Annotated in this window: 23 protein-coding genes; 9 read left to right on the top strand and 14 right to left on the bottom strand. The window is 53.1% G+C overall.

Annotated elements, in window-relative coordinates:
* Nucleotides 1-14: 14 nt before the first annotated feature.
* Both gluQRS and dksA read right to left on the bottom strand, forming a co-directional pair.
* A complete protein-coding gene (gene gluQRS, locus ACGHAD_RS11730; RefSeq protein WP_382417197.1) occupies nucleotides 15-914 on the bottom strand; it encodes a tRNA glutamyl-Q(34) synthetase GluQRS in 900 nt (299 codons plus the stop codon).
* 97 nt (nucleotides 915-1,011) lie between these two features.
* A complete protein-coding gene (dksA, locus tag ACGHAD_RS11725; protein ID WP_339617710.1) occupies nucleotides 1,012-1,455 on the bottom strand; it encodes an RNA polymerase-binding protein DksA in 444 nt (147 codons plus the stop codon).
* A 279-nt stretch (nucleotides 1,456-1,734) separates the two neighbouring features.
* On the opposite strand from dksA, the gene sfsA reads away from it, so the two are divergent.
* Nucleotides 1,735-2,466, top strand: coding sequence for a DNA/RNA nuclease SfsA (gene sfsA, locus ACGHAD_RS11720; RefSeq protein ID WP_339617709.1), 732 nt, complete (start codon nucleotides 1,735-1,737; stop codon nucleotides 2,464-2,466).
* Here sfsA and ACGHAD_RS11715 read toward each other — a convergent pair.
* From ACGHAD_RS11715 to ACGHAD_RS11695, 5 genes are all read right to left on the bottom strand, one after another.
* Entirely contained in the window at nucleotides 2,453-2,794 is a 342-nt protein-coding gene (locus ACGHAD_RS11715; RefSeq protein ID WP_382417194.1) for a Rieske (2Fe-2S) protein, read from the bottom strand. The genes sfsA and ACGHAD_RS11715 overlap by 14 nt on opposite strands.
* 5 nt (nucleotides 2,795-2,799) lie before the next feature.
* On the bottom strand, nucleotides 2,800-3,885 hold the full coding sequence (locus ACGHAD_RS11710) for a S1C family serine protease (RefSeq protein ID WP_382417192.1): 1,086 nt from the start codon (nucleotides 3,883-3,885) through the stop codon (nucleotides 2,800-2,802).
* A complete protein-coding gene (gene htpX / locus ACGHAD_RS11705; protein WP_382417190.1) occupies nucleotides 3,878-4,771 on the bottom strand; it encodes a protease HtpX in 894 nt (297 codons plus the stop codon). Before htpX ends, ACGHAD_RS11710 begins: the two co-directional genes overlap by 8 nt.
* A 399-nt stretch (nucleotides 4,772-5,170) precedes the next feature.
* On the bottom strand, nucleotides 5,171-5,953 hold the full coding sequence (locus ACGHAD_RS11700; protein WP_339617706.1) for a cyclic nucleotide-binding domain-containing protein: 783 nt from the start codon (nucleotides 5,951-5,953) through the stop codon (nucleotides 5,171-5,173).
* Between the two features lie 225 nt (nucleotides 5,954-6,178).
* Nucleotides 6,179-6,457 carry a TfoX/Sxy family protein gene (locus ACGHAD_RS11695; protein ID WP_339617705.1) on the bottom strand — a complete coding sequence of 93 codons (279 nt, stop codon included), beginning with the start codon at nucleotides 6,455-6,457 and terminating at the stop codon, nucleotides 6,179-6,181.
* A 265-nt stretch (nucleotides 6,458-6,722) separates the two neighbouring features.
* On the opposite strand from ACGHAD_RS11695, the gene ACGHAD_RS11690 reads away from it, so the two are divergent.
* Genes ACGHAD_RS11690 through cysE form a run of 4 tightly spaced genes read left to right on the top strand, consistent with a single transcriptional unit; the run spans nucleotide 6,723 to nucleotide 10,428 of the window.
* Nucleotides 6,723-7,400, top strand: a complete 678-nt coding sequence (locus ACGHAD_RS11690) for a M15 family metallopeptidase (RefSeq protein WP_382417189.1) — start codon at nucleotides 6,723-6,725, stop codon at nucleotides 7,398-7,400.
* Between the two features lie 8 nt (nucleotides 7,401-7,408).
* Nucleotides 7,409-8,809 (top strand): MFS transporter, encoded by a 1,401-nt coding sequence (locus ACGHAD_RS11685; RefSeq protein ID WP_382417188.1) that lies wholly within the window; start codon nucleotides 7,409-7,411, stop codon nucleotides 8,807-8,809.
* A gap of 40 nt (nucleotides 8,810-8,849) precedes the next feature.
* Nucleotides 8,850-9,545: an HAD family hydrolase gene (locus tag ACGHAD_RS11680; protein WP_382417186.1), complete on the top strand. Its 696-nt coding sequence runs from the start codon at nucleotides 8,850-8,852 to the stop codon at nucleotides 9,543-9,545.
* 43 nt (nucleotides 9,546-9,588) lie between these two features.
* On the top strand, nucleotides 9,589-10,428 hold the full coding sequence (gene cysE, locus ACGHAD_RS11675) for a serine O-acetyltransferase (RefSeq protein ID WP_382417184.1): 840 nt from the start codon (nucleotides 9,589-9,591) through the stop codon (nucleotides 10,426-10,428).
* Here the strand turns inward: cysE and ACGHAD_RS11670 are convergent, their stop codons facing one another.
* A complete protein-coding gene (locus ACGHAD_RS11670; protein WP_339617700.1) occupies nucleotides 10,429-10,650 on the bottom strand; it encodes a hypothetical protein in 222 nt (73 codons plus the stop codon).
* A gap of 311 nt (nucleotides 10,651-10,961) precedes the next feature.
* Between ACGHAD_RS11670 and ACGHAD_RS11665 the strand changes: the two genes are divergently transcribed.
* Nucleotides 10,962-11,669: a hypothetical protein gene (locus tag ACGHAD_RS11665; protein WP_382417182.1), complete on the top strand. Its 708-nt coding sequence runs from the start codon at nucleotides 10,962-10,964 to the stop codon at nucleotides 11,667-11,669.
* Nucleotides 11,670-11,795: 126 nt separating this feature from the next.
* On the opposite strand, the gene ppa is transcribed toward ACGHAD_RS11665, so the two are convergent.
* Nucleotides 11,796-12,326: an inorganic diphosphatase gene (ppa, locus tag ACGHAD_RS11660; protein WP_382417180.1), complete on the bottom strand. Its 531-nt coding sequence runs from the start codon at nucleotides 12,324-12,326 to the stop codon at nucleotides 11,796-11,798.
* Nucleotides 12,327-12,424: 98 nt separating this feature from the next.
* Nucleotides 12,425-13,255, bottom strand: a complete 831-nt coding sequence (locus tag ACGHAD_RS11655) for an FHA domain-containing protein (protein WP_339617697.1) — start codon at nucleotides 13,253-13,255, stop codon at nucleotides 12,425-12,427.
* Between the two features lie 173 nt (nucleotides 13,256-13,428).
* On the opposite strand from ACGHAD_RS11655, the gene ACGHAD_RS11650 reads away from it, so the two are divergent.
* On the top strand, nucleotides 13,429-13,734 hold the full coding sequence (locus ACGHAD_RS11650) for a SelT/SelW/SelH family protein (protein WP_382417177.1): 306 nt from the start codon (nucleotides 13,429-13,431) through the stop codon (nucleotides 13,732-13,734).
* A 128-nt stretch (nucleotides 13,735-13,862) separates the two neighbouring features.
* A complete protein-coding gene (locus ACGHAD_RS11645) occupies nucleotides 13,863-16,466 on the top strand; it encodes an MMPL family transporter (RefSeq protein ID WP_339617695.1) in 2,604 nt (867 codons plus the stop codon).
* Nucleotides 16,467-16,636: 170 nt separating this feature from the next.
* Here ACGHAD_RS11645 and ACGHAD_RS11640 read toward each other — a convergent pair whose 3' ends face one another.
* Nucleotides 16,637-17,791, bottom strand: a complete 1,155-nt coding sequence (locus ACGHAD_RS11640) for an IS30 family transposase (protein ID WP_382417065.1) — start codon at nucleotides 17,789-17,791, stop codon at nucleotides 16,637-16,639.
* Between the two features lie 1,299 nt (nucleotides 17,792-19,090).
* Here ACGHAD_RS11640 and ACGHAD_RS11635 point away from each other — a divergent pair.
* Nucleotides 19,091-19,513 carry a hypothetical protein gene (locus ACGHAD_RS11635; RefSeq protein WP_382417673.1) on the top strand — a complete coding sequence of 141 codons (423 nt, stop codon included), beginning with the start codon at nucleotides 19,091-19,093 and terminating at the stop codon, nucleotides 19,511-19,513.
* 1,658 nt (nucleotides 19,514-21,171) lie between these two features.
* On the opposite strand, the gene ACGHAD_RS11630 is transcribed toward ACGHAD_RS11635, so the two are convergent.
* The 3 genes from ACGHAD_RS11630 to ACGHAD_RS11620 all read right to left on the bottom strand — a co-directional run bounded on the left by ACGHAD_RS11630 (nucleotide 21,172) and on the right by ACGHAD_RS11620 (nucleotide 24,080).
* Nucleotides 21,172-22,029 carry a DUF3014 domain-containing protein gene (locus tag ACGHAD_RS11630; RefSeq protein ID WP_382417669.1) on the bottom strand — a complete coding sequence of 286 codons (858 nt, stop codon included), beginning with the start codon at nucleotides 22,027-22,029 and terminating at the stop codon, nucleotides 21,172-21,174.
* Nucleotides 22,030-22,238: 209 nt separating this feature from the next.
* The gene (locus tag ACGHAD_RS11625) at nucleotides 22,239-23,327 is read right to left on the bottom strand and encodes a GDSL-type esterase/lipase family protein (protein WP_382417667.1); all 1,089 of its coding nucleotides are present in this window, start codon (nucleotides 23,325-23,327) and stop codon (nucleotides 22,239-22,241) included.
* Nucleotides 23,328-23,330: 3 nt separating this feature from the next.
* Entirely contained in the window at nucleotides 23,331-24,080 is a 750-nt protein-coding gene (locus ACGHAD_RS11620) for a GDSL-type esterase/lipase family protein (protein WP_382417664.1), read from the bottom strand.
* Nucleotides 24,081-24,085 lie beyond the last annotated feature (5 nt).

Below are 24,085 nucleotides of genomic sequence, written 5' to 3'. Positions count from 1 at the left end.
AAGTTTCCGTAAATTCAGGGCGTGTGTTGGGCGGCGATGCCTGCCAGTGCCGATCGTTGCCAGTGGCTACAAGCCCAAGCAAGTATCGTTGCGGGTGATTCGCGGCCGAGTGCCTCGGGTGGATTTTGCCTTAGAAAGGCCAGTGCCTGCCAGAGGTTTTCACGAATTTGATGGTTATCCAGTGCGGTCGCGTGGTTTTGTTTGCTCAATTTGCGGCCATTTGCCCCCAGCGCCACTGGCACATGGCCGTAGACCGGCGCGGTCGCATTGCGCAGCGTAAAAAAGCGGTGCTGACGAGCGGTGACCGGCAGTAGGTCTGCGCCGCGTATCACATGGGTAATGCCCTGAGCGATATCGTCTATCACTACCGCTAGCTGATAGGCAAACAAGCCGTCTTTACGCATGACCACCGCATCGCCCACATCTTGGGCGAGGTTTTGGCTCTGTGGGCCCTGCAGTAAGTCGTCAAATTGAACCGTATCCGCAAGTTGAGTAAAGGGGGCGGGCAACTGATATAGCTTGAGGCGTAGCGCCTGCGGGCCGGTTGTGTCTGGCGGGTGAGTGCGACAGTGGCCGTTGTATATGCCGCCGCTGGCGCTAATGTCGCGGCGGGTGCAATTGCAGGGGTAAACCAGGCCGGCTTGATGTAGCTCGGCTAATGCGCCGCGGTAGGCATCTGCCCGAGTGCTTTGCCATAATACGTCGCCGTCCCACTCTAAGCCGTGCTGTTCAAGCGTGCGTAAAATGTCGTCGGCGGCACCCGGAAGCTCGCGGGGCGGGTCGATGTCGTCCATACGCAGTAGCCAGCGGCCGCGGTGGTGGCGAGCGTCTAAGTAGCTGGCCAGGGCGCTCACGAGCGAGCCAAAATGGAGTGGCCCTGAGGGCGAGGGGGCAAAACGGCCAATATAAGTCATGAGGTGACGGCATGTCGGCTTAGTGTACCGACTTTTAGTGCAAGCGCATTAAGTGAAGTGCAAGCTGGCCCCACCGGGGCGGGGCCAGCTCAGGCGGTTAACCGCCGATTTGTTTCTCTTTGATTTCGTCGAGTGTTTTGCAGTCAACACACAAGGTCGCGGTGGGGCGAGCTTCAAGACGACGAATACCAATCTCGACGCCGCACGCATCACAAAAACCGTAGTCTTCGTTTTCGATCAGCTCAAGCGTACTGTCAATTTTTTTAATGAGTTTGCGCTCGCGATCGCGGGTGCGCAGCTCAAGGCTAAACTCTTCTTCCTGACTGGCGCGGTCGGCTGGATCGGGGAAGTTGGCGGCCTCATCTTTCATGTGGCTCATGGTGCGGTCAACTTCTTCCATAAGCTCCCGGCGCCACGACAGTAGCAGATTCTGAAAATGCTCCAGCTGCTGGGGGTTCATATACTCTTCGCCTTTCTTTTCTTTGTAAGGCGAAAAAGTGCGCAGCGTGTAGCTTTCGACTTTGGCTGAATTATTGGGCATAGTGCAACGCCTCTGTATCTCCTGGGGCTGATTCCGCAGCGCTGTGCGCGGTGGATCAGTGTCAAGGTTACGGGGGCCGGCTCAGCCGACTCCGCGGGTCTCCTCTTCGTTCACAATGGCAATTTGCCTCACTGTGGCGGAAGGAAAGCGAAGCTACCAGATTCCAAAAAGCTGTGCCAGTTTTTTTTGTAAAATTGCTCAGTTATTGAGCTTTTGGCCGCAACTTAGGCCCTTGCTCGTTATAATGTCGCCTTTTTGGGGGGGGATGCGAGGCTGATTATGCAGGATAACAAAAATTGGCAGCAAGGGCGGTTGCTGCGCCGCTACAAACGTTTTCTGGCAGACGTGTTACTGGAAGACGGTTCTGAATTGACTATTCACTGTCCCAATACCGGCTCGATGCGCGAATGCTTGGCATTAGATTCACCCTGCTGGTTTTCTCACTCAGACAGCAAAACGCGCAAGTATCCCAATACTTGGGAGGTAGCCACGACGCCCGCTGGTGACCTTGCCGGTATTAACACCGGGCGCGCTAATGCCTTGGTGCGCGAGGCCATAGAGACAGGCATTATTGGCGAGCTGAGCGGTTACGACACGATTAAAGCCGAGGTTAAATACGGCGATGAAAACTCTCGTATCGACTTTTTACTAACAGGCCGTGATGCCGACTGCTACGTGGAGGTAAAAAACGTTACCTTGAAAGAGGGCGAGGGGCAGGGCTATTTTCCCGATGCGGTCAGCGCCCGTGGCAGCAAGCACTTGCGCGAGCTTGCCGCTATGGCTGAGTCCGGCGCGCGAGCGGTGTTGATTTTTTGTGTCCAGCACAGCGGGATTGAGCAGGTGGCACCCGCGGCACATATTGATCCGGCTTATACCGCCGCGTTTTACGACGCCGTTAAGCGCGGCGTCGAGGTGCTCGCCTACCGCGCCGAGATTGCGCCCGAGAATAGCGATATCACTTTAACCCGTGGGATCGCCGTGTCGCTTAGTCCGCCGCTCACTCAGTCGTAATAGCGTAAAGGGCACCATCGGTTATTTGGTGCTCAATGGCCTGTAATGATTGGCCGTTGCAAGGGCCTGCAATGCACTGGCCTGTTTCGATGGCAAACAGTGCGCCGTGGTTGGCGCACTGAATCAGGCTCATATCAGCGGTTAAAAATTCGTGTTCGACCCACTCTAGCGGAATATGCACATGGGGGCACAGGTTGCGGTAAACAAACACGCGATCGCCGCGGCGCACGGCAAACACGCCTATGCCAGCATCGGGTAAGTCAAAGCCGAGGCTGCTGTTGTCGGGTAGCTCAGCCAATTGGCACAGGTAGTGGTTGTTCGTACTCACAGCGATTAAAGCTCCGGTGGCGCGAGGGTGACTTGGGTTTGGCGCAGTGTACCATCTCGCACATAGTGCACTTCCAAAGTGTCCCCGGGCTTGTGAGACTCTATCAGGGCGAGAAATTCATCCGGGTTACGGGTGGGGGTGTCGTTTAAGGCAATCACAATATCACCTAGTTCGACGGTGCCCCAAGCGCCGCGTTTGGCGCCACGCAGGCCGGCTTTAGCGGCGGGCTTGCCGGGTGCGGCGTGTAAAATAGCCACCCCTTCGACGCCAGCGCGGCGTGCCCAACGACTGGGCGCAAACTCGATACCAAACTCGGGGCGCACCAAACGGCCGTATTCAATCAGTTGCGGCACAATTTGCTTGACGATATTGACCGGAATGGCAAAGCCGATGCCGGCGCTGGCGCCGCTGGGACTATAAATCATGGTGTTTACGCCAATTAGCTCGCCAGCCGAGTTAAGCAACGGGCCGCCCGAGTTGCCGGGGTTAATGGCAGCGTCGGTCTGAATCACGTTGTGAATCTTGCGCTGGTTAGGCGCCTCAATTTCGCGCCCCAATGCGCTTACCACACCGGTGGTGAGGGTGGCATCCAGACCAAAGGGGTTGCCGATGGCCAGCACCTTACGCCCCACCGATAAATCTCCCGAATCGCCCATGGGCAAGGCTTGCAACTTCTCTTTTGGGGCTTCGACCTTGAGCAGCGCCAAGTCTTTGTCTGGCGCTAAGCCTGCAACGCTTGCAGGCCAGCGGCTTTGGTCGGGCAGGGTAATGGATAACTGCTGGGCGCCTTCAACCACATGATAGTTGGTGACGATGTAACCCGCTTCGCTCCAGACGAAGCCCGTCCCGGCCCCTTGCGGAATTGAGAGTAGATCGAGTGAACGCCGGTCGCGCACCACTTGGTAGCGGTTAACATACACCACACTGGGGCTGGCAAACTCAAACACCTCAATGGTATTGCGCTCGTCGTCGGTGGCAAAGGTTGGTGCCGATGGCGGCGTTGGTGTGGCGGGCGGCTCGTCGGCGCTGCACGAGGCGGCGCCGATTAAACCCATTAGCAGGGCGGTTATGTGTACTAGCGTTTTAGACATGATTTTTTAAGGCGGCGATACGCTCATCTAACGGTGGGTGGCTGGCAAATAGTTTGCCGGCGGTTTTGTGCCAGCCTGAGGAAATACCAAAGGCTTGCATGCTTTTGGGCATAGGGGTGGGCGCCCCGGCCTGAGTTTCGGCTTTTAGACGCTCTAGCGCGCGGATCATTCCATTGCGGCTTGCCAGTGTTGCACCAGCGTGGTCGGCGCGGTATTCACGGTAGCGTGAAAATGCCATAACAATCATTGAGGCAATAAATGCCAACAGTATCTCGGCAACGAAAGTCACGATGTAATAGCCAATGCCCACACCTCGCTCCGTTTTAAACACGACTTTATCCACGGTGTAGCCAATAATTCGCGCAAAGAACATCACAAAGGTGTTTACCACCCCTTGGATCAGGGTAAGAGTGATCATATCGCCGTTGGCGACGTGGCCGATTTCGTGGGCAAGTACGGCGCGGGCTTCTTCGCGATCAAATCGTTGCAGTAACCCCGCGCTTACCGCGACTAATGATTTATTGCGGTTCCAGCCGGTGGCAAAGGCGTTGGCCTGATTGGCCGGGAAGATTCCAACCTCGGGCATGCCTATGCCGGCACGCTCAGCCAGATCGGCAACGGTTGCTACCAGCCATTTTTCATCGGGAGTTCGGGGGGTGGTGATGATTTTAGTGCCGGTACCACGCTTGGCCATAAACTTGGATAAAAACAGCGAGATAAACGATCCGGCAAAACCAAATACGGCGCAGAATATAAGTAGGTTGGTTAAGTCGAGCCCGGTGCCAGATTCGTTAAGAATTTGGCCGACGCCCAGTAAGTTGAGGGTAACGCTGGCAAGAACCAAAACGCCTAAATTAGTAAGAATAAATAAGCCAATGCGCATCACGGCGGGTATCTCCTAGTAAACCGTAACAGATAGATCACTATATGCGTGTTGGCGGGTAAGAATTCAATAGGGGGAGAGAAAAATGGCCGCCCAAAGGGCGGCCTAAGCAACCGTGATTAGCCATGGGTACCTAAGTACCCAAAGACCCCGAAGGGTCTGAGGAGAAGATCAGGCAATTGACTTGCAGGAGAATTGACCGATCAGCGGGGGCGACAACTCGCCACCCGATAAGCGTAACGATAATTGTTATCATTATCTTTGTCAATAATAACTTGCTAAAAAAGTTAACGGGTCAATGCTAGCGGTGTAATTAATGCGAGGGAGCAGGTGGCTGTGCCGCTAAGAGGGGAAAAGGTCGGGCCGTGGTGCGCGCCCAGCGCCATCCGCTGGGCGGTTGTTTTAGCGGTTGTTGCGTAACTGACTGTTTAGACCTTTGATTTTATCGGCCATCTCTTCAATTAAACCGATACAGATATGCGGTTGGTGTTCGACCAGTTCTATAAATTCTTCTTTGCGTACCGTTAATACGGTGCAATCGCTCGTGGCAACGACATCGGCCATGCGTTTTTGACCGGTAAAAACCGCGAGTGCGCCAAAAATCTCATCGCGATTGATTTGCCCGACGGTTACGCCTTCGCACACCGCCTCGGCATGGCCTTCCAATAAGGTGTACACCAAATCGGCTTCATCGCCTTGGTGAATTATGGTGTCCCCTTGTTTAAAGTATAAAAAGCCGGCATTGGGGTGAAACTCTTTGCGTATCTCCAGTGCTAGGGCCTGCTGATACCAGCTAAGGCGAGCAACTAGGTAGTAGCTCCAGAGCTTTTGTAAGCTTTCGTCAGAACACACATGGTTAATTAACTCATCGCGATCGATGGGCTGTACGGTAATCGCTTCGGTGGCGCTAAACACCGCGCTGGGTAAACTGAGCGTGCGCGGTAGGCCGAGCAAGTCGCCGGGCTCACAGCAAACGATGGTTTTTGCGGCCATTTGGCACTGTACCTGGCCTGCGCGTAACAGAAATACTTGCGAGCTTTTAAGCTCAGCAAATAGGTCGTCGCTAGGCGCTAACGTAATTTCGGCGGAGCTCGGGGTTAATGTTTCGAACACATTGCTGGCAATATCACGAATGCGCTGGCTGAGTTCGGCGAGGGTTTCGGTGTGATTCGTGGGTAAATGCATGGTTGTTTTTACGACTCGGCAACAGTAATAGCCAGCGTCGAGCCGGCCGATAATTTATGCCTTGAGAATACTATGGAAACTCGAATCAAGTCTATGTTGCCGGGTGATGTCGGAACGCCGCTGAACGACGCAAAGCCTCTCTAGGCATATAAAACGGTTTAATACGCCAGCTTTAATTTAAGCTGGCGTTACCGTGCGAATAAAGGTTGTTACGGTGTGGCCGGATTAAGCGCTGGCGACTTGATTGCCCTCGGCTTCGTCGACTAGGCGGGCTTTTAGCTCGGCCGGTAGGTCGTTCCAGTGAATATCGAGCAGGGCCCCATGCAGCGCGTACAACATCACTTTAGAGACGTTGATGTTACGATCCTTAATTCGGCAATAAGCGTTGACGGCGCCCATACCCTTGAGGTCTTCGTAACTGTTAACACCAATAGCCCGTAGAATGTTGACTGTGGCCATCCCCAAATTTTTTAGTTCGAGCAACTCACTGTGCTGGGTCGCCATGTTTACTTCGCTCCGTTGTCACATTATCGTTATATTTTGTGGCTGGTAACAAATGTATATTTATAGCCTACGGTTATATTACATAGTTGGCTAATAAGTGCAAACTTTAGCCAATAAACTTGAGAGCTTTCGCACGTTAGGCGCATAAAGCATCCGCTGACCTCTGCGCCAACCCGTGTGCGGCTGGTATTTTTAGTTTCAACTTTCAGTGTTACGAAGCCGTGTCGGTTTCGGATCAGTGTTGATAACCACAAGAGCAAACACTATGACAAAAACGGCATCCACCCTTGAACGCGCCGCTATGGGGCAAGATGAATCGGCGTTAGCCCCGCTGGGCGAGGGCGTTTATTTGCATGGCGATGTGATTGAGCCCTATCGCGCGTTGGTTAAGGCCGCGCAAGCCCAAGGGTTTGAGTTGAGTATCGCGAGTGGTTATCGCAGTTTTGCGCGGCAGCTGGCAATTTTTAACGCCAAGGCCCGGGGCGAGCGGGCGGTACTTAATGATGCTGGCGACACGGTGGCAATGGATACGTTAAGTGACCTTGATAAGCTTTGGGCTATTTTGCGCTTTTCGGCGCTGCCCGGAACATCGCGGCATCACTGGGGCACGGACATGGATGTGTTTGATCGTGCCGCCATGCCGGCTGAGTATCAACTGCAACTAACGCCAGCAGAGTGTTGCCGTGGTGGCGTTTTTGCCAAATTGCATGAGTGGCTCGATGACTATTTGCCCGGTAGCTTGTTTTTTAGACCCTATCGCGTTGATGCCGGCGCGGTGGCGCCGGAGCGTTGGCACTTGAGCTACGCGCCCACGGCGCTAGAGTTTTCTAAGCAGCTGAGCCCAGAGCGGTTGGCTCGGGTTTTGGCTGCCGCCGATATTGAGCTTAAAAATGTGGTGCTTGAGAATATACCAACCATCTATCAACGCTACGTGTGCGTTTAGGAACCTTAATGGAATCATTGAGCCCCAAGGAAACTGAGCTTAAACCAACTGGCTCTGCCACCGACAGTCAATTTCAGCTGCTGCGTCAACGGCGTTTTTACCCGCTGTTTTGGACACAGTTTGGCGGTGCTTTTAACGATAATTTTTACAAAAGCGCGCTGATAATGCTGTTTACCTACGGCGGTGTTGAGCGTTGGGGTTTAAGTATTGATACGCTTAATAACGTGGTGGCGGCGGCGTTAATTATCCCGTTTTTTTTGTTCGCGCCCAGTGCTGGGCAGTACGCCGACAGGCTCGATAAGGCGCAGGTAACGCGGCGTATCAAGTTGCTTGAAATTGCCGTCATGGTGTGTGGTGCGATCGCGATTGTCAGGGGCAGTTCGGCCATGTTGCTGGCGGTGATTTTTGCTACAGGTATTCAGTCGGCCTGCTTTAGTCCACTTAAATATGCAATATTACCGCAGCATGTGAATGGCGATGAGCTAACCGGAGCCAATGCGCTGTTTCATACCGGGACCTCGCTGGCGGTATTTTTGGGTTTGATTGCCGGTACGTTGGCAATGCAATGGAGCTCTGGCCAGTGGGTCGTGGCCGCCGGCGGTATTTTAATTGCGTGGGCAGGTTGGCGCTTTAGCCGCGAAATTCCGCCGGCGCCAGCGCTGCCCAATGCGCCGCCTATTCAGCCTAACCCGCTGCGCCAAATGGCTCGAACCATAGGGTATGCACGACAAAATAAAACCGTGTTTTGGTGTTTGATCGGCGTTTCTTGGTATTGGTTTTTAGGCTCGGTTTATCTCACGCAGTTACCTAATTTTACCCGCGAAGTACTGGGCGGAAGCGCCTCGGCGGTTACTTTTTTGTTAGTGCTGTTTTTAGTGGGGGTGGTGGCGGGTTCGCTGCTGTGTGAGAAGCTAAGTAAACATAAAATTGAACCAGCCCTGGTACCTTTGGGGGCCTTGCTGGTTGGTTTGGCGGGGGTCGGGTTGGCGTTGGCCGGGGCCAGCTTTCAATCTTCGCAAACAGCGGAGGCATTGTTGAGCATCTTTGAGCTGACCGCCGAGCTGGGTTTTTGGGCGGTGGTTTTGGCGGTGTTTTTATTGGGTGGCTCGGCGGGGTTGTACACAGTACCACTGCAGGCGTTAATGCAAGCCGAGGCCAAGCCCGAGTATCGCGCGCAAATTATCGCGGCTAACAACGTGTTGAATGCGCTTTTTATGGTGGCTGCCGCCATCTTTGCCGTGGTTTTTTTAGGTGTGCTGGACTTTACAATTCCACACTTTTTTATGCTCACGATGTTACTGCACTGCTGCATAATAATACTGATACTAGCGCGTGAGCCGCTGTTTTTGACGCGAGTAAAAATGCGTTTTTTGCACTCCGCAGAGCGGCGCCAAGAGGCTGATAGGTAAGCGTGCTAGAGAAATTTTACGCGACCGTAAAGGCCTATAAATGCTGGTGATTTTTGATTGTGACGGGGTGTTAGTCGACACCGAAACCGTTAGTGCCAAGGTGTTGCGCGATTGCCTGCAGCCGCTTGGTATTGCTGTAAGCGTGGCCGAGGTCTTGACGCTTTTTCGCGGTAAATCCATCGCGGTATGCGCCGAGCAAGTGGCGGCACTACTGGCCGATAGTGAGCCCTACCAGAGCTGGCCGGTGCTTGAGCGCGAGGCTTTTGCCAAGGAGTTTTGGGCCAAAGTACAGCAGGAGACGCTGGTGGCGTTTGAATCCGGCGTTGCACCTATTGCCGGGGTGCGCGATGTGCTGCAATCGCTGCGTGAGCAAGGCGTAGCTTTTTGTGTCGCCTCTAACGGCCGGCATGAAAAAATGCAAATGACCTTAACCCACACAGCGTTAGCCGATTATTTTCCGCCCGCCAACCGTTTTAGCGCGACCGATGTGGCGCAAGGCAAGCCCGCGCCAGATTTATTTTTGTACGCGGCCAGCAAAATGGGGGCAAGACCGAGCGAGTGTATTGTCGTCGAGGATTCGCCCAGTGGTGCTCGCGCCGCCCGCTTAGCCGGTATGTCGCTGTTGGGGTATTGCCCGGCAGAGCCGTTGTTGCCTCGCGCCGGTACCGATGATTTGATGCGGGCCGAAGGCGCTAAACTGTTTCGGCACATGGATGAATTACTGACGCTATTGTGAGAGCATGTGCGCTCCCTAACCTTTGTTATGCACGGAGGCTCGGTTGAGCACACCGCTTTCCCCCTCAGAAATCTGGCAGCATATTCGCCGCGAGGCCGCCGAGCTGGCCGCTTGTGAACCCGCTTTGGCGAGCTTTTATCACGCCAGTATTTTAAATCACGATACCTTGGCCGACGCCGTGAGTTATCACTTGGCGACACTGCTTGATAGCCAAGCGGTACCGGCGATGTCGATCCGCGAGGTTTTTTTGCAGGCGCTGACTCAAGAGCCTGGTATCGAACAGGCCCTGTGTCGCGATATCGAGGCCTATTGTGAGCGCGATCCAGCGTGCAACCAGTTTTTGATGCCACTGCTGTATTTTAAGGGGTTTCATGGGCTGCAGGCGCATCGTTTAGCCCATTGGCTATGGGGGCAGGATCGTCGGGCGTTGGCGCTGTATTTGCAAAATCAAATTTCGCAAACGTTTCATATGGATATTCATCCTGGCGCACGTATCGGTAGCGGTATTATGATTGACCACGCCACCGGTGTGGTCATTGGCGAAACGGCGGTGGTTGGCGATAACGTCTCGATGCTGCACTCGGTAACCTTGGGCGGCAGCGGCAATAGCAAGGGGGATCGGCACCCCAAAATTGGCCACTGTGTCTTGATTAGCGCCGGCGCTAAAATACTCGGCAATATCCACGTGGGCGATTGCGCTCGTATTGGTGCCGGAAGTGTCGTGCTGGAGGATGTGCCTGCGCACCAAACAGCGGTAGGGGTACCGGCGCGAGTCATTAAGCAAAGCGTGCGCGATGAGCCGGGCCGGGAGATGACGCACGGAATGGATGATTCACCGCTGGGGGATGCGGCTGTTAGCCCGCCCAAGGCGACTGAGCACTAACTAATGCGTGTCGCGCTCTAAGGTTTCAAGTAAGCAGGCCAGCACTTCAGTGCGCGTTTGTAACATTAAACGATAGGCCGCAAGTAACTGAGCGTTACCCCGTGGCTCGTGTTCAAGCCGCTGAATCTTGCGGCTTATGCTGACAATATCATTCTCCACCCGGTGCATGACCGAGAATTTGGCCGATTCTGGCGGCAAGCTGGCTAAGGCAGTTCTTTGCATTATCGTCACCCGTATCCATTGTCGGGACCGGTGCGCATGGGGCTAGCCGTCTCTTTTACCCTAATGCTGGTCAGCTAAAACCTGAGTGCAGAGCTAGCGTGGCGTCATGCGCGCTTCGGCAGAGAAACTTCAGTATGGGGGCTAAGATCGTCGGGCTCCAGCTGTGTTCCATAACGTTTTTTCACTAAAAGCGTAGCCTTAGGGGCGGTTTAATTCTGAGCCAGCGTTGGTGCGGGTTAACACGGCGAGCACCGCCACGGGCTTGTGTTAAGATACGTTTAAACACCCATTAGCAGAGTCGGAGGTGGCCCATGGCCGATACCGAACAGCAGTTTGATATCGTGTTTCGTGGCGATATTGTGTTAGGTCATCAACTCGATGAGGTAAAAGCGCGCCTTGCCCAGTTGTTCAAGGTCGATAGCGATCGGGTCGATGCCCTGTTCTGCGGCCGGCCGGTGCCGCTTAAGCGTAACTTGGAGGCGGCAACCGCAAAAAAATATCAAGCCGTGTTAACCAAAGCGGGTGCGGAGGTGAGTGTGGTACCCGCAGGCTCTCAAAGTACACCGCGAGCCGCACCCGCGCGAGGCTTTAGCTTGGCCCCGGTCGGCGCAAACCTACTGCGGGTAACCGAGCGCGTACAACGGGCGCCGGTGGTTGTAGACACCTCAAACCTGAGTTTAAGCCCGTCCGAAGGGCCGTTGGTGACACATGCGGAGATCGCCGCCGCCGAGGTTGCCCCGGTCGCGGTGCCTGAGCTTGATGTGGCGCCGGTTGGCGCCGATGTATTAAATGCCAGTGAGCGAGTGGCTCCGGCCGCCGCGCCCATTGAAATTGCCGACTGGGAGTTATCGGCCGTGGGCGAGGACTTGCTAAAACCTGAAGAGCACAGTGCGCCACTGCCGTTGATGGTAGCCGATTTAGAGGCGGATTTAGCGCCAGTTGGCAGCGAACTTGGGCAAATTCGCGATACTCGTAAACCACTTAACCCGGATACCAGTGCACTGAGTTTGGCAGATTAAGCTGCGGGCTTTGCGGCCCGTTAGTTTTCTGTCCGGTTAAACCCTCTGGTACAAAAAAGCCGGCCCTTTGCGGGGCCGGCTTTTTTGTACCATTAAGCCCAGCGGGCTTAATGGTGTGGGGTTGTATTAACCCTTGTTGTAACGCTCGACTGAGTCGTTGATCTCGGTGCGGGCGGCCTCAACACCTTCCCAGCCGTCGACTTTAACCCATTTGCCGGGCTCAAGGTCTTTGTAGCGCTCAAAGAAATGCTCGATAGATTTCAGGGTGATTTCCGGTACGTCGGTCACGTCTTTAACGCTGCTGTACAGTGGCGTGATTTTATCCACCGGTACGGCGAGTACTTTAGCGTCTTCGCCAGACTCGTCGGTCATCTTTAAAACACCAACGGGGCGACAGCGAATCACTGAACCGGGCATCAGGGCGTGGGTCATCAGTACCAGCACGTCAACCGGATCGCCGTCACCACAAAGGGTGTGAGGTACATAACCGTAGTTGCAGGGGTAGTGCATTGAGGTGCTGAGCACGCGGTCGACAAAGATGGCGTCGCTGTCTTTGTCCACTTCGTATTTGATCGGCTCGCCGTTCATGGGGATTTCAATGATGACATTCATGTCGTCCGGCAGGTTTTTGCCGGCGGGGACTTTTTCAAAGCTCATAGCCAGATTTCCACAGTAGATTGCTAAAATAGTTTGTTAAAAATAAGGTTTCTGCTCAAAGAGTCGAATAATTCGGTGGGCGATTCTACCACACTCACTTAGCTCAGGTAGATAAAGCCCGCCACGGCGGCCACGGCGGCTAGCGCGCTGATGCCTAACCATAAACCCCAGGCAGTGGCAGAGGCTGGCTTAGGCTCGTCGCGGTTGCCCGGTGAGGTGGGTTTGGTCTTCCAGCGTTTAGGCGCACTGGGGGCGCTTTTACGTTCGATAGGTTTGGTGATTTCGGGGATAGGCGTGCGGATTCGGGTGCGTTTTAAGTCGTTGTCGGGGCTCACCACCCGAAAACTGTAGACATCGATGCGCAGATGATCGCCGTTGTGGGCCAGATCGTCCTCAATCAGTTCATCATTTAAGTAAGTGCCATTGGCCGAGTTTAGATCGTGGACTCGCAACGAGCTACCCATTACTGTGAGCTCGACGTGGCGCCGCGATAGGTGAGAGCCCGCAATCGTAATGTCACACTCGCTGCTGCGGCCTAATACGCAGCGTGTGTCGGGGGGGATAATAAAGGTTTGTCCGGTGAGCCAGCTGCCGTCGGCAACCAGCTGCCAGCATTGGGCGCTCTGCTCGGGGGCTTGGGGGTCAGCGACAAAATCGTGCACATCAAACTCAACATCCGCAAGGCGCAAAATATCGCCCGCTTGCAGCAGTTTCTGGGTGACTCGCTGGCCGTTGACAAAACAGCCCCGCGCACTGGTGTTGTCTTTAAGCGTAACATAGCCATCGCTGGCCACTAAGCGCGCGTGAATCGAGTCGATACCGGGTTCGTCGAGCACCAAGTTGTTATCGTTGGCGCTGCCGATGCTATAAAGTTTTTCCACCACCAGAATTGGATCTTGGGGCTTGTCCTTACGCTGTAATTTCAGCATGATTCCCTACCACAGTGTTTCGGTTCGTTGTCGGGCCCATTACAGTGCCAGTACAACGCCGTGTAGAAGTCGGCCATAGTAACATTTTTACCCGGTTGTGCGCAGATTCGGTACGGCTTGGGCGACTCTGCTGTGTTGCGAGCCGTGCCTATTAATTGATGCGAGTGACTATCATGCCTTTTGATGATTTCAGTGCGCCGCCTGTGGCGAAAACACGGATTGTGATCCATTACTGTAACCTATGTCGCTGGATGTTGCGCGCCGCCTGGCTAGCTCAGGAGTTGCTTAGCAGCTTCCCCGATGACATTGATGAAGTAAGTCTGCACCCGGGCGATGGTGGCGTGTTTGCGATTTGGCTGGGCGATACACTGGTGTGGGAGCGCCAGCGCGATGGCGGCTTCCCCGAGGCGAAGGAGCTTAAACAACGGTTGCGAGATTTAGTGTGCCCCGAGCGAGATCTAGGGCATTCTGATCGTTAAATCGTCACACGCAGTGCCGTCTAGCCAGAAGGCGCAATACAAACAAGCGGTTATGGTCTGCCATGGCTTTGCTCAAATTATCCACAGCGGCATAAGTCGCTGTTCGTTACAGGAGTTTGTACCCAATCATGTCAGCTAAGCTTTTTGCGGCTTACCGCTATCTTATTACTCAACGTCCTTTATTGGTTATTGTGGTACTGGCCGCTTTAACGGTCTTTGCCGCGTTGGGATTACCCAATTTTAAGCTTGATGCCTCGGCTGACTCGTTAACATTGGAAAGCGATAACTCGCTGGACTATTTTCGCGAGATCAACAAGCGTTACCAAAGCGGCGATTTTCTGGTGGTGACCTACACCCCAAAAGCGCCGATGTTATCGGATGAATCGCTGCGCACCTTAAAATCTCTGCGGGATGAGTTGGCGGCGGTTGAGGGCGTTGCCAGCATTAACTCGATTTTAGACGTGCCTTTGCTGTATAGCCCCGTACGCAGCTTGGCCGAGCAAAAAGAGTCGACCCGAACACTTATGAGCGAAGGGGTCGATCGCGAGCAAGCCCGTGAAGAGTTTTTAACCAGCCCGATTTACCGCGATACGCTACTTTCGCCCGACAGCTCGACCACGGCGATACAGCTGAGCTTAACCGTCAATAATCGCTACATTGAGCTGGTCCGTGAGCGCGATGCACTGCGAGAGAAAATGCGTGAACAGTCTCTGAGTGATGCCGAGGCCGAGCGTTTAGAGCAGGTGAGCGCTGAGTTTTTGGCCTACCGCACCGATTTGGCCGCGCGCGATCATCAACGTGTCGAAGAGATTCGCGGTATTCTCGCCGGCTACGACGATAAGGCTGAGTTGTTTCTCGGCGGCGTGAGCATGATTACCACGGATATGATTGAGTTTATCCGCAGTGACTTGGTGGTGTTTGGTACCGCCATCGTCGTGTTTGTGATTTTAATGTTAGCGCTGATCTTTCGTCAGGTTCGGTTTGTTATTTTGCCCTTGTCTGTGTGTTTGATGGCCGTGGTAATTATGCTGGGGTTGCTCAGCTGGGTCGACTGGCGGTTAACGGTTATCTCATCCAATTTTGTGGCATTACTGCTGATTATGACGCTGGCCATTACCATCCACTTGGTGGTGCGCTACCGCGAGCTGCACGCAGCCAACCCCGCTTGGTCGCAAGCGCAACTGGTGTTGACGACCGCCAGCCAAATGGCCAAACCCTGTCTCTATACCGCGCTGACCACTATTGTGGCATTTGTATCGCTGGTGGTGAGCGATATTCGCCCGGTGATCGACTTTGGCTGGATGATGACCATGGGGCTCAGCCTAGCCTTAGTGCTAGCGTTTTTACTCTTGCCCGCTGGCCTAATGCTGTTACCCAAAGGTGAGCCGCGCGATAGCGGCGATAAAACCGCGGCCACCACCATGATCTTTTCCCGTATGGCAGAGCATCATGGCCGTATCGTGGTAGCGATTGCGTTATGTGCCGCCTTGGTGAGTGCTTACGGCATTTCGCTGTTAAAAGTGGAAAATCGCTTTATCGATTATTTCCACTCGGATACCGAGATTTATCAGGGTATGTCGGTGATTGATCGCGAGCTGGGCGGCACCGTTAGTTTAGATATTATTATCGACGCGCCGCAGCCGCCTGAACCGGTAGCCACTGACAGCAGTGAAAATGCCAACGCCGAGCCAAGCGAAAGCGACGATCCATTTGGTGAGGGCGATCCGTTTGCCGAAGCCCCGGCCGAGGACTCGTTTGGCGACGACCCGTTTGGCGAGGCCGACCCTTTTGGCGAAGGCGCAGCGGATGAGGCGGGGCAGTCGAGCGGGCAGAGTGAGTGGTTTACGACTGTGTCGCTCGACTCGATTGATCAGTTGCATCGCTATCTGGAATCACTGCCCGAAGTGGGCAAAGTGCAATCGCTGGCGACCATGTACGAAGTTGCACAAGATATTAACGGTGGGCGCCTCAATAACTTTGAGCTTGGGGTGATGCGCAATATGTTATCCGATGATATTCGCGGCTTCTTGGTCACGCCTTATATTTCGGACGCCAATCAGCAAACGCGTATCACGCTGCGGGTAAAAGAAACCAGCAAAGATTTAAAGCGGGTCGAGCTGGTCGAAAAAATCCGCCGCTACGCCATCGATGAGGTGGGCTTTGCCCCCGAGCAAGTGCACTTTACCGGCATGTTGGTGCTGTACAACAATATGTTGCAAAGCTTGTTTCGCTCGCAAATTGTTACCTTAGGTGCGGTGTTTTTGGGCATTATGTTTATGTTCTTGGTGCTGTTCCGCTCGCTTACCGTGGCCATTATTTCCCTGCTGCCCAACTTATTGGCCGCCGGTGTTGTGCTAGGTGGCATGGGGCTCGCCGGCGTACCGCTGGATATGATGACCATTACCATCGCCGCGATTACCGTCGGTGTTGGCGTCGATCACGCGATTCACTACTTATACCGTTTCCGCGATGAGCTCGCCCGTTGTGGCGATTACATCGAGGCAATGCACCGCTCTCACGCCTCTATCGGCCGGGCGATGTATTACACCGCTGTTATTATTATTGTCGGTTTCTCGATTCTCGCGTTCTCGAATTTTATTCCGTCCATTTACTTCGGTTTGTTAACTGCGCTCGCTATGTTTGCTGCGATACTCGGCTCGTTGACCCTGTTGCCTAAGTTGATTTTGCTGACTAAGCCGTTTGGACCGGGTGTTGGGGATGGGGGAAGGTAGTGGGTTGTTGCCGCTAACGCGGACTTCTCCGTCATACCGGCCTTGAGCCGGTATCTAGTGGCTTTGTTGGCTACGGAGTGCTTTGGGTGCCATACGATTACATTGGTTGGTAACTGTTCTGTGTGCCCTCAGTCGCCGGGCGGGCGAGTGACTTTTCTGTTTGCTTGATCTCAACCGGTCAGTGCAACACATTGTGCAAATTTATCAGCGGGCGTTGCAAAACCCAAGGTTTTTCTGGGACGCTCATTTAACTTTCTCGCAATCTTGTTCAGGTGTGCCTGCGAATGAACCGACAGGTCGGTACCTTTGGGAAAGTATTGCCGCAACAGCCCGTTGGTATTTTCGTTGCTGCCTCTTTGCCAAGGGCTTTTAGGATCGCAAAAATACACATCAACATTCGTTGCCAGTGAGAACTGCTTGTGCTGCTTTAGCTCTGAACCGCGATCCCAGGTTAATGACTTGTAAAGCTCTTGTGGAATACTCTTCGACTGCCGTATAAGTTTTTCAACAACCTCTGAGGTTTCCTTGCTATTTACTTTAACTAGAGCTAAGTGGCGCGTCGACCGCTCTACTAGGGTTGCAATATAACTATTTTGACTCCCTTCGATCAGGTCTCCCTCCCAATGGCCTGGCAGGGCTCTATCTTCGACCTCTGCGGGGCGCTCACTAATAGAGACAAGGTCCGTTATCACTCCCCTGCGCTCTTTTTGTACGCCATTGGGTTTACGGTAGCTTCGGCGACGCCTCAAATGCTTCTGAAGCTCCTTTTTGAGGACACCTCGTGCCTGTATATATAAGCTGCGGTAGATAGTCTCGTGTGACACCCAGTAGCTCCTGTCTTTTGGGTATTGAGCTTTTAGCCAGCCATCAATTTGCTGTGGCGACCAGTCATCCGACAGCTTGTCGGCCACTATATTTCGAAGTCGGTTGTTCTGGCTAAGCATGCAAGATTTCGGTCTACGCGCTCGAGTAAAAGCTGCGTGGTCAGCATCAACCGCTCGATAAAGGCTCCTTCGGCCATTACGATTCAACTCTCTAGCAATCGTGGAAGGAGAGCGGCCTATCTGTTGAGCAATATCGCGAACGCTCCGGTTAGCGGCGACTCCGCGTGAAATTTCTTCCCGGTCCTTCAGTGTCAGCGCACTGGCGCGACGTTTCTTAGCTCGAGGAGCAATACCTCCCGCACGACGAATATACTGCCTGATCGTACTAGGGTCTCTGAGTAGCGCGAAACCAATAGACACGAAAGACTCCCCTAACGCCCATCGCCTCCAAAGGTCTCCACTGTCTTTGGCGCTAATTTTAGTCTTAATGGTTTTTGTCATATCAAAAGTCCTCCCCAACACGGTAATAATCTACGTGTTGCGTTGACCCATTGAGGCCACCTGGCCAGAAAAGTAACCAAAAGAGGCCACCCCGGCATCTCAGCCCTCGGCAACTGCTCCTGCGTTGCTCTATTCAGCTACATCCATGTAGCGATTCGGGTCCCCTCGCTCCGGCAGATTTTAGCGGGCCGTCTCGACAGTGCGTCCCTGCACTGACGAGACTTGCGTGAGCGTCCTGCTCACTTACCCACTAAAATAGGCCTGCGCTCGGCTGGCTGCAGGGGATCTAAAGGCGGTACTTCGTAGCTGACCAAGCTGGCCCGTGCCGCGTTTATTTGTCGATATCGTCATACCGGCCCTGAGCCGGTATCTAGTGGCTTTACTTGCCACGTAGTAAGGGCCACTAAACTGACGATGCATGCCGCTAACGCGGACTTTTTATATGCCCGTGTCACCGGGCGTGGCGAAGTACTTTTCGTTTCGCGACGAAAAGTACTCAAAAGGCGCGCCCCCACATATCCAGCCCTACGGGTCCCCTCACTCCGGCTGATTTTAACGGCACGGATTGACAGGGCGTCCATGCTCTGGCAATCCTCTCGCACACATCCTGTGTGCTCAACCGATAAAATAAGCCTCCATTCGGCTGTATCTACGGGGGACTGAAAAGCGGTACTTCGTAGGTGGCTTGATCGACAACGGTTACCTCAACTGATCTACTTCGTCATACCGGCCTTGAGCCGGTATCCAGTGGCTTTGTTAGCAACGAAGTGTTTTGGTGCTATACGATTGCATTGGTTGACTCCTGCCTTGTGTGCCCTCAGTTGTCGATTGGGTATTCAGCGTTATGCCCGTATTTCTGGCTTGGCATAAAAATCATTATCGGTTAGTATCGGTGAAAAACAATGATTGCATAATGTCCGCAAGTATTAAGACGGAGAGCAGTGTTTAAATGGAAGTTTGCTTTAAGCCCCTTTATCCCTTTTCTCCTTGATCACCAAAACGCGCAGCCGTGAGTTTATTACGAGCGGGCTCACTTTTAAATTGCAAAAATAGCGCGCACTGGTTTTAAATTTAATTAAAAACAAAGGCTTGCGTTGCGGATGCTGTGTTTATTGTTAATGAGTTGGGTTTTCATCGACAAATCATACTGGCTTACTTTGATTTTTTAAGATAAGTGGTTTGGTGGTTTTTTTCATTTTAAAGTCAGTGGGGTGCATCGTGCTGCTAAAGTGTATTCTGAAAGAAATAGGTTGCCGGGCGGATTTTTCAACTCGCACACTAATAAGCTGTTATATTTTTATGAAACTTATTTTTATCGCTTTAATTTCGATACTTCCTTCTCTCGCATTCGGGGAATGTAAAGTCGAAGTTGAGTCCATAAAGCCATCGGTTAAAGAGACGCTCGCCCCATTGCATGAGCAAAACAACTATTTTATATCCGAATCTGACTTCAAAGCAGCACACGATAGCATAGTATCTTTGAAATCAGATGTTGATTCATGTGAAGAGTACTTCATAGAGTATGAGCGAGAGAATTATCATTTCAGTAGGTGGGGCGAGAAAAGCGACAAGTACTTCAAATACTCGCTAGAGCTTACAAGTATCACAATGCAGCTAAAAGCAGCATATGAATCTTTTGAAATAGGAATCTTTAGGCCGTTTGTCTTCAAAACAGGAAAATGGGAGGAGGTGGCTAATGAGTTCTACGAAGAAAAAATATAACAAACGCAGTCAAGATCGCCTTCGGCTGGACCTCCTTTCAGTCGGCCCTTGCTGCGGGCGTTATGCATCCGAGTTACCCATAAAAAGTAGACACACTGTATAGTTATATGGATCTACAGGCTCCGTGGCGAACATGAAATATTCAATATGCCTCGGTCTCCTTGGTGTGGTTGTCAGGCTTGTTCCGCGTGAAAAAATCGAATACAGTCTGGATTATAAAGAATCAAGTTTGCTTCCCCGGACAAGGATTGTCGAAAATCACTTCTTGTTCATTAATGTTAACCGTTTGAGGAACACTGCTCATCCATCTCCATGGGGTGTGATATTGCCGCGGTGAATTTTACTTAGTTATTTGAATTAACTGTGATTTTCTAGGTTATGAATATGAGCTGGCAATACATAATTCTTTTGCCTTGGGTCTTGGTGTTGCCGATCGGGCTATTTTTAATGCTCCGGCGCAACTATCGGGTTAACTCGGGCTTGTGCGTTTCTTGTGGTACGCCGTTAAAGCGAGACGGCGTTTGCGCTGTATGTGCAGGTGCGGGGAAGTTTTCGCTTTTTAGGTTGTCGCTGCTCGTTGCGTTTATCATCTGGGTGTTTGTTAGTTTTTCGGTTTTGCGGAGGTTCGCTTTATGATAAGTGAGCAAATACATGGCAGTCCGTGTTAAGGCTTTGGCCGGCTCGCGGTCAATGCATAATGCCAAAATGACAGTGGTTGGACATCACCGCATAGCCAGCTGCATCGTTAGTAAAAACCGCCGCCAACTGTCTTAGCCGGTAGAAGGTCTAACCTCGGTGATGCTCAAAATCATAGCCTTTACCAGAACCGCACAAAAATACGCGCTGAGCACAGGGGGAAACGCAGTGGTAGATGAGGATGTTCTCGAGAGATCAGGCGCTTACGTGACTGGGGCATGGCTCCTCCTTGAACGCGTGTTGCAGTAACCCCTTAAATTTACTTGGGTTTAGGGTTGTGGCATTGTCAAGTTGGAGGGGGTTCTCGAAATGCCGTATCAGTGGGAGTAAGTGTAGGGTGTTGCACAAATTGGTAAACTGTAAAAAACGGCTTAATAAATTTCTGGTAGTGGTTTCGATATTATTAATGTCAGCCGTAGTGTTTGAGATAGTGGCAAGAATTGTCATGGCAAATGAGCAGTATGTGGAGGAGGCAGAACAATTTCTGCGTTCAAGCTCCCGGGTTAAGGAAAAGTACGGTGAGATAAGCAACGTTAGAGTGGCAAAGCTAACATCTGTTAGTGCCACTCCAACCTCAAGTCCTTATAAAATGATAACGTTCTATATTTCTGGTGATGAGTCGGGAGTCGAGGAGGTCATTATCTCTCTCCCTAATGAACCCTCTGCGGATGATTCACTATCAATGCGATTTAGATAATGGATATTTAAAATGGGAGCTTGATGGTTGGGTAGTGTTTATAAACTTGTGTTAGCCAAAATCGAGGTGTGTTTACCGGCCAAGGGTCTAACGTTATCAATATTTAGATATCCAGGCACGGCGCAATACGATCTTTGATGTGAGCCACCATTTACGGCCAGCTCGCCCGCTTGACTATAAAAACCCTGCCAGTGCTAATAAAAAAGGGCCAGATCAAACCCTGATCTGGCCCTTTCGTTACCCGTTAACCATTTTCCGTCCCCCATCAATCAACCTTCTCCAACTCCACTTTTAGCTCTTCCAAATACGCCTTAACTCGTTTGCGATTCTCGGGCCCAATTCGCAGCATAAGTTTTTGCGGGTCGGGTAGGGCTTCGAGTTTGGGGTCGGCGAAGGTGTACATGACCGCGGGGCGCTGCAGCGTTAGCGGTTTGTTTACCTCTGGGGTGGCGAGCATGTTATTGATCGCATTCAGGGCAACTTCTTTAAAGTCGCCTTCAAGGCCCTGCTCAGCGTAGGCTTCGTTAAAAATCGGCGCCATTTCTTGGTACATGCCGGCAAGTGTTGCGGGCTCGATAGACTCCATTAGTTTTAGGTGGCGCTCATAGCGTTTAAAGTTATCGTCGGTTAAGCGGTACTCGGCGTCGGGGCCACTGGTGGTTTCTACGACTTTCATGGTGGGCAGTGGCGACATGACAGGGCGGTATTGATTAACTAGGCGGTTGTCGGATACACCAATAACGGCGCGTACCGTTTTGCGCACGACTTCTTCGGGCACAATTAAGCCCAATAGTGGGGCGTCGATTTCGGGTTTTAGTTGCTCGCCGACAAACTCATCGCTGCTGTCCAGTGGTGGCAGCTCAACCTTGGGCTCTGGCGGCTCTACCTCGGCCGCAGGCGGTGCGGGTTCTGGTTCTACTTCGGGCTCGGGTTCTGGCTCTGGGGCAGGCTTGGGCTGCGGCATAGGTGCTACGGGTGCCGGAGTAGCGACTGGCGGTGGCGGCGCCAGCTCGGGCTCTGGAGCGGATGTTTTATACCAGTATATAAAGCCTCCCAGCAGCACGATAACGATAACCGCAATCACTAAAACTACTGTGTTGTTGGACGCTTTGCTCTCACTCATATTTTCCACCTAATGTTGCACCATGGTTGTAAAGTCTTCGTTACGGTTACGATTTGCGCGGTTGTGACGAAAACTAAGAGGCTTGGTTAACTTTGCGTTACGCGAGCCACTATTACAAGCATTAGAAGGTGAATTAATGTGATGGTTCGATTTTTTGGCGCATTTTATTTCCGGGCCGCTTGCGGCCCGGGGCAAGGTAGGAGTCGCGTTTAGAACAGCGGCTGAATCTCGGGCAGTAGCTCGCGGGCCATGGCACGGTGCTGCTGACCGGTAGGGTGGGCGTCGCATTGATCGCCGGGGTGGTATTGCGACAAAATCTGGCGTAAACGGGGGTTGTCGACCTGCGCGACGGTGGCGGCAATGTAGTCGCGCAGCACAGTCTTTTGGGGGCGGCTGGGGTCGGCGTTATCGTTGACGATGGCGCCCTCTGTTACAGCAATCTCGGCGCTGGGATAGAGAGTGAGCAGGCGCTGGGTAAAGTCTACGTAGGTGGACACAAAGTGCTCGCGCTCGGGCAGTGGGCCGATCCCCAGGCTGAAATCGTTGGTGCCGAGTGAGATTAAGATCACATCGGGCACAAACGCGGTTAAGTCGGCCGGTGGCGCCTCGTTGTTGGCCACGGCTTGGTTAAAAAATTGCGGCGCTTGGGGGTCGCGGGTGTTGCCGTCCCAGCTGCGGGTTAAACCCCGGCCGCCGTAGCACACAAGCTGAGTCTCGGCGTTGAGCTTTTGCCCGAGTAGCATGCCGTAAGAATGATCGGGATCGGGCCAGCTCGCGTTCTCGGCGCAGCTGTGGTCTGCCGGCCGGTGTACGCCTTCACCGCAGGTAACTGAGTCGCCAATCACCAGGAGTTTGCGTTTAGGTGCCGGTGGTGGTGCGAGCAGCTTACCGCCGGTAAGTTCAAAGTGCTCCAGCGTAATCACGCCGCGCCAAGTCTCGGATAAGTGGCTCAGTCTGATGCGGTGAGCCTCGCCGTCGTTTTTGACCAGCCGGTACAGTTGGGGCTGGGTCGATAACTCAAACCGGCGGGGTGGCTGATCGTCCACCGTTACCGCTAGGTAGCTTTGCGCTTTGCTGCTGGAGGCGAGCACTGAGAGATCGCCACCGCTAATGTTAAGGTTGGCGCTTACGCTTGGGTAGCCAAAACGCATCGCGCCGTCCGGGAGCGCTTGGGTGCGACCACTCCAGCGGATCTGGTTATCCTGTGCCGCTATGGTCTGGAGTTGGGGCTTGGTTTGTTGCGCGGCGCAGCCCCCTAGAGCGATGAGGCCAAAGCTTATAAGTAAAACGATTCGCATGATTTACGACCCCTTGGCATCCAGTAGCGCTGACAAAATCGGTTGCAACGCTTCGGCCCATATTTGGTAGCCGCGCACGGAGGGGTGTAGGCGGTCTTCCATAATCTCGGCGCTAATGCGGCCATCGGCCTCTAAAAACAGTGGGCCAAAGTCGTAATAGTCGATGCGGTCGTTGTCGGCTAAGCGTTTGATTAGCTGGTTTGTCGCGCTTACTCGCTGGCGCTCCGGGGTGCCCGGCATTTCGCCGTAGGGGAAGATACCTTGCAGCACAATATGGGCGTTGGGGTAGCCGTTTAATGCGCGTTTAACCACTTCGCTCACACCGGTGAAAGTGTCTTGGGCGTTGGTGTTGTTGTGCAAAAAGTTGTTAACGCCGATCAAAATCACCACAACTTCCGGGTCAAGCTTTTCAATGGCTCCGTGATCCAGGCGCCACAGCAGATTTTGCGTTAAGTCGCCGCCAATACCAAAGTTGGCCGGGTGATAGGGGCCAAAGGTGGCGTCCCAGGTGGCTTGGGCTTTGTTCCAGTTGTCGGTGATGGAGTCGCCTAAAAATACCACGCGCGCTTTACCCGCTTCGGCGATTTTGACGTCGTCGGCGTGTTTTTGATACCAAGTTGAGAGGCTCATCCACTCAAACTGCTTGGTGCGTGGTACTGGGTCGGTGGAGGGCAGGGCGCTAGCAAGCGCTGGGTAACCGGTTACAAGGGCGAGCAGAAAGCTGATGAGTAGGGCGTTTATACGTGTCTTCATGGCGG

It is taken from the genome of Gilvimarinus japonicus, from assembly GCF_042847215.1.
Classification (GTDB): domain Bacteria; phylum Pseudomonadota; class Gammaproteobacteria; order Pseudomonadales; family Cellvibrionaceae; genus Gilvimarinus; species Gilvimarinus japonicus.
This window is presented reverse-complemented; position numbering and strand designations above follow the sequence as displayed.

Bases quoted from the DNA above. Each gene is read 5' to 3' on its own strand.
- gluQRS (WP_382417197.1), bottom strand. From the start codon at position 914: ATGACTTATATTGGCCGTTTTGCCCCCTCGCCCTCAGGGCCACTCCAT.
- dksA (WP_339617710.1), bottom strand. From the start codon at position 1,455: ATGCCCAATAATTCAGCCAAAGTCGAAAGCTACACGCTGCGCACTTTT.
- sfsA (WP_339617709.1), top strand. From the start codon at position 1,735: ATGCAGGATAACAAAAATTGGCAGCAAGGGCGGTTGCTGCGCCGCTAC.
- ACGHAD_RS11710 (WP_382417192.1), bottom strand. From the start codon at position 3,885: ATGTCTAAAACGCTAGTACACATAACCGCCCTGCTAATGGGTTTAATC.
- ACGHAD_RS11700 (WP_339617706.1), bottom strand. From the start codon at position 5,953: ATGCATTTACCCACGAATCACACCGAAACCCTCGCCGAACTCAGCCAG.
- ACGHAD_RS11695 (WP_339617705.1), bottom strand. From the start codon at position 6,457: ATGGCGACCCAGCACAGTGAGTTGCTCGAACTAAAAAATTTGGGGATG.
- ACGHAD_RS11690 (WP_382417189.1), top strand. From the start codon at position 6,723: ATGACAAAAACGGCATCCACCCTTGAACGCGCCGCTATGGGGCAAGAT.
- ACGHAD_RS11685 (WP_382417188.1), top strand. From the start codon at position 7,409: ATGGAATCATTGAGCCCCAAGGAAACTGAGCTTAAACCAACTGGCTCT.
- ACGHAD_RS11680 (WP_382417186.1), top strand. From the start codon at position 8,850: ATGCTGGTGATTTTTGATTGTGACGGGGTGTTAGTCGACACCGAAACC.
- ACGHAD_RS11670 (WP_339617700.1), bottom strand. From the start codon at position 10,650: ATGCAAAGAACTGCCTTAGCCAGCTTGCCGCCAGAATCGGCCAAATTC.
- ACGHAD_RS11665 (WP_382417182.1), top strand. From the start codon at position 10,962: ATGGCCGATACCGAACAGCAGTTTGATATCGTGTTTCGTGGCGATATT.
- ppa (WP_382417180.1), bottom strand. From the start codon at position 12,326: ATGAGCTTTGAAAAAGTCCCCGCCGGCAAAAACCTGCCGGACGACATG.
- ACGHAD_RS11655 (WP_339617697.1), bottom strand. From the start codon at position 13,255: ATGCTGAAATTACAGCGTAAGGACAAGCCCCAAGATCCAATTCTGGTG.
- ACGHAD_RS11650 (WP_382417177.1), top strand. From the start codon at position 13,429: ATGCCTTTTGATGATTTCAGTGCGCCGCCTGTGGCGAAAACACGGATT.
- ACGHAD_RS11645 (WP_339617695.1), top strand. From the start codon at position 13,863: ATGTCAGCTAAGCTTTTTGCGGCTTACCGCTATCTTATTACTCAACGT.
- ACGHAD_RS11640 (WP_382417065.1), bottom strand. From the start codon at position 17,791: ATGACAAAAACCATTAAGACTAAAATTAGCGCCAAAGACAGTGGAGAC.
- ACGHAD_RS11635 (WP_382417673.1), top strand. From the start codon at position 19,091: ATGAAACTTATTTTTATCGCTTTAATTTCGATACTTCCTTCTCTCGCA.
- ACGHAD_RS11630 (WP_382417669.1), bottom strand. From the start codon at position 22,029: ATGAGTGAGAGCAAAGCGTCCAACAACACAGTAGTTTTAGTGATTGCG.
- ACGHAD_RS11625 (WP_382417667.1), bottom strand. From the start codon at position 23,327: ATGCGAATCGTTTTACTTATAAGCTTTGGCCTCATCGCTCTAGGGGGC.
- ACGHAD_RS11620 (WP_382417664.1), bottom strand. From the start codon at position 24,080: ATGAAGACACGTATAAACGCCCTACTCATCAGCTTTCTGCTCGCCCTT.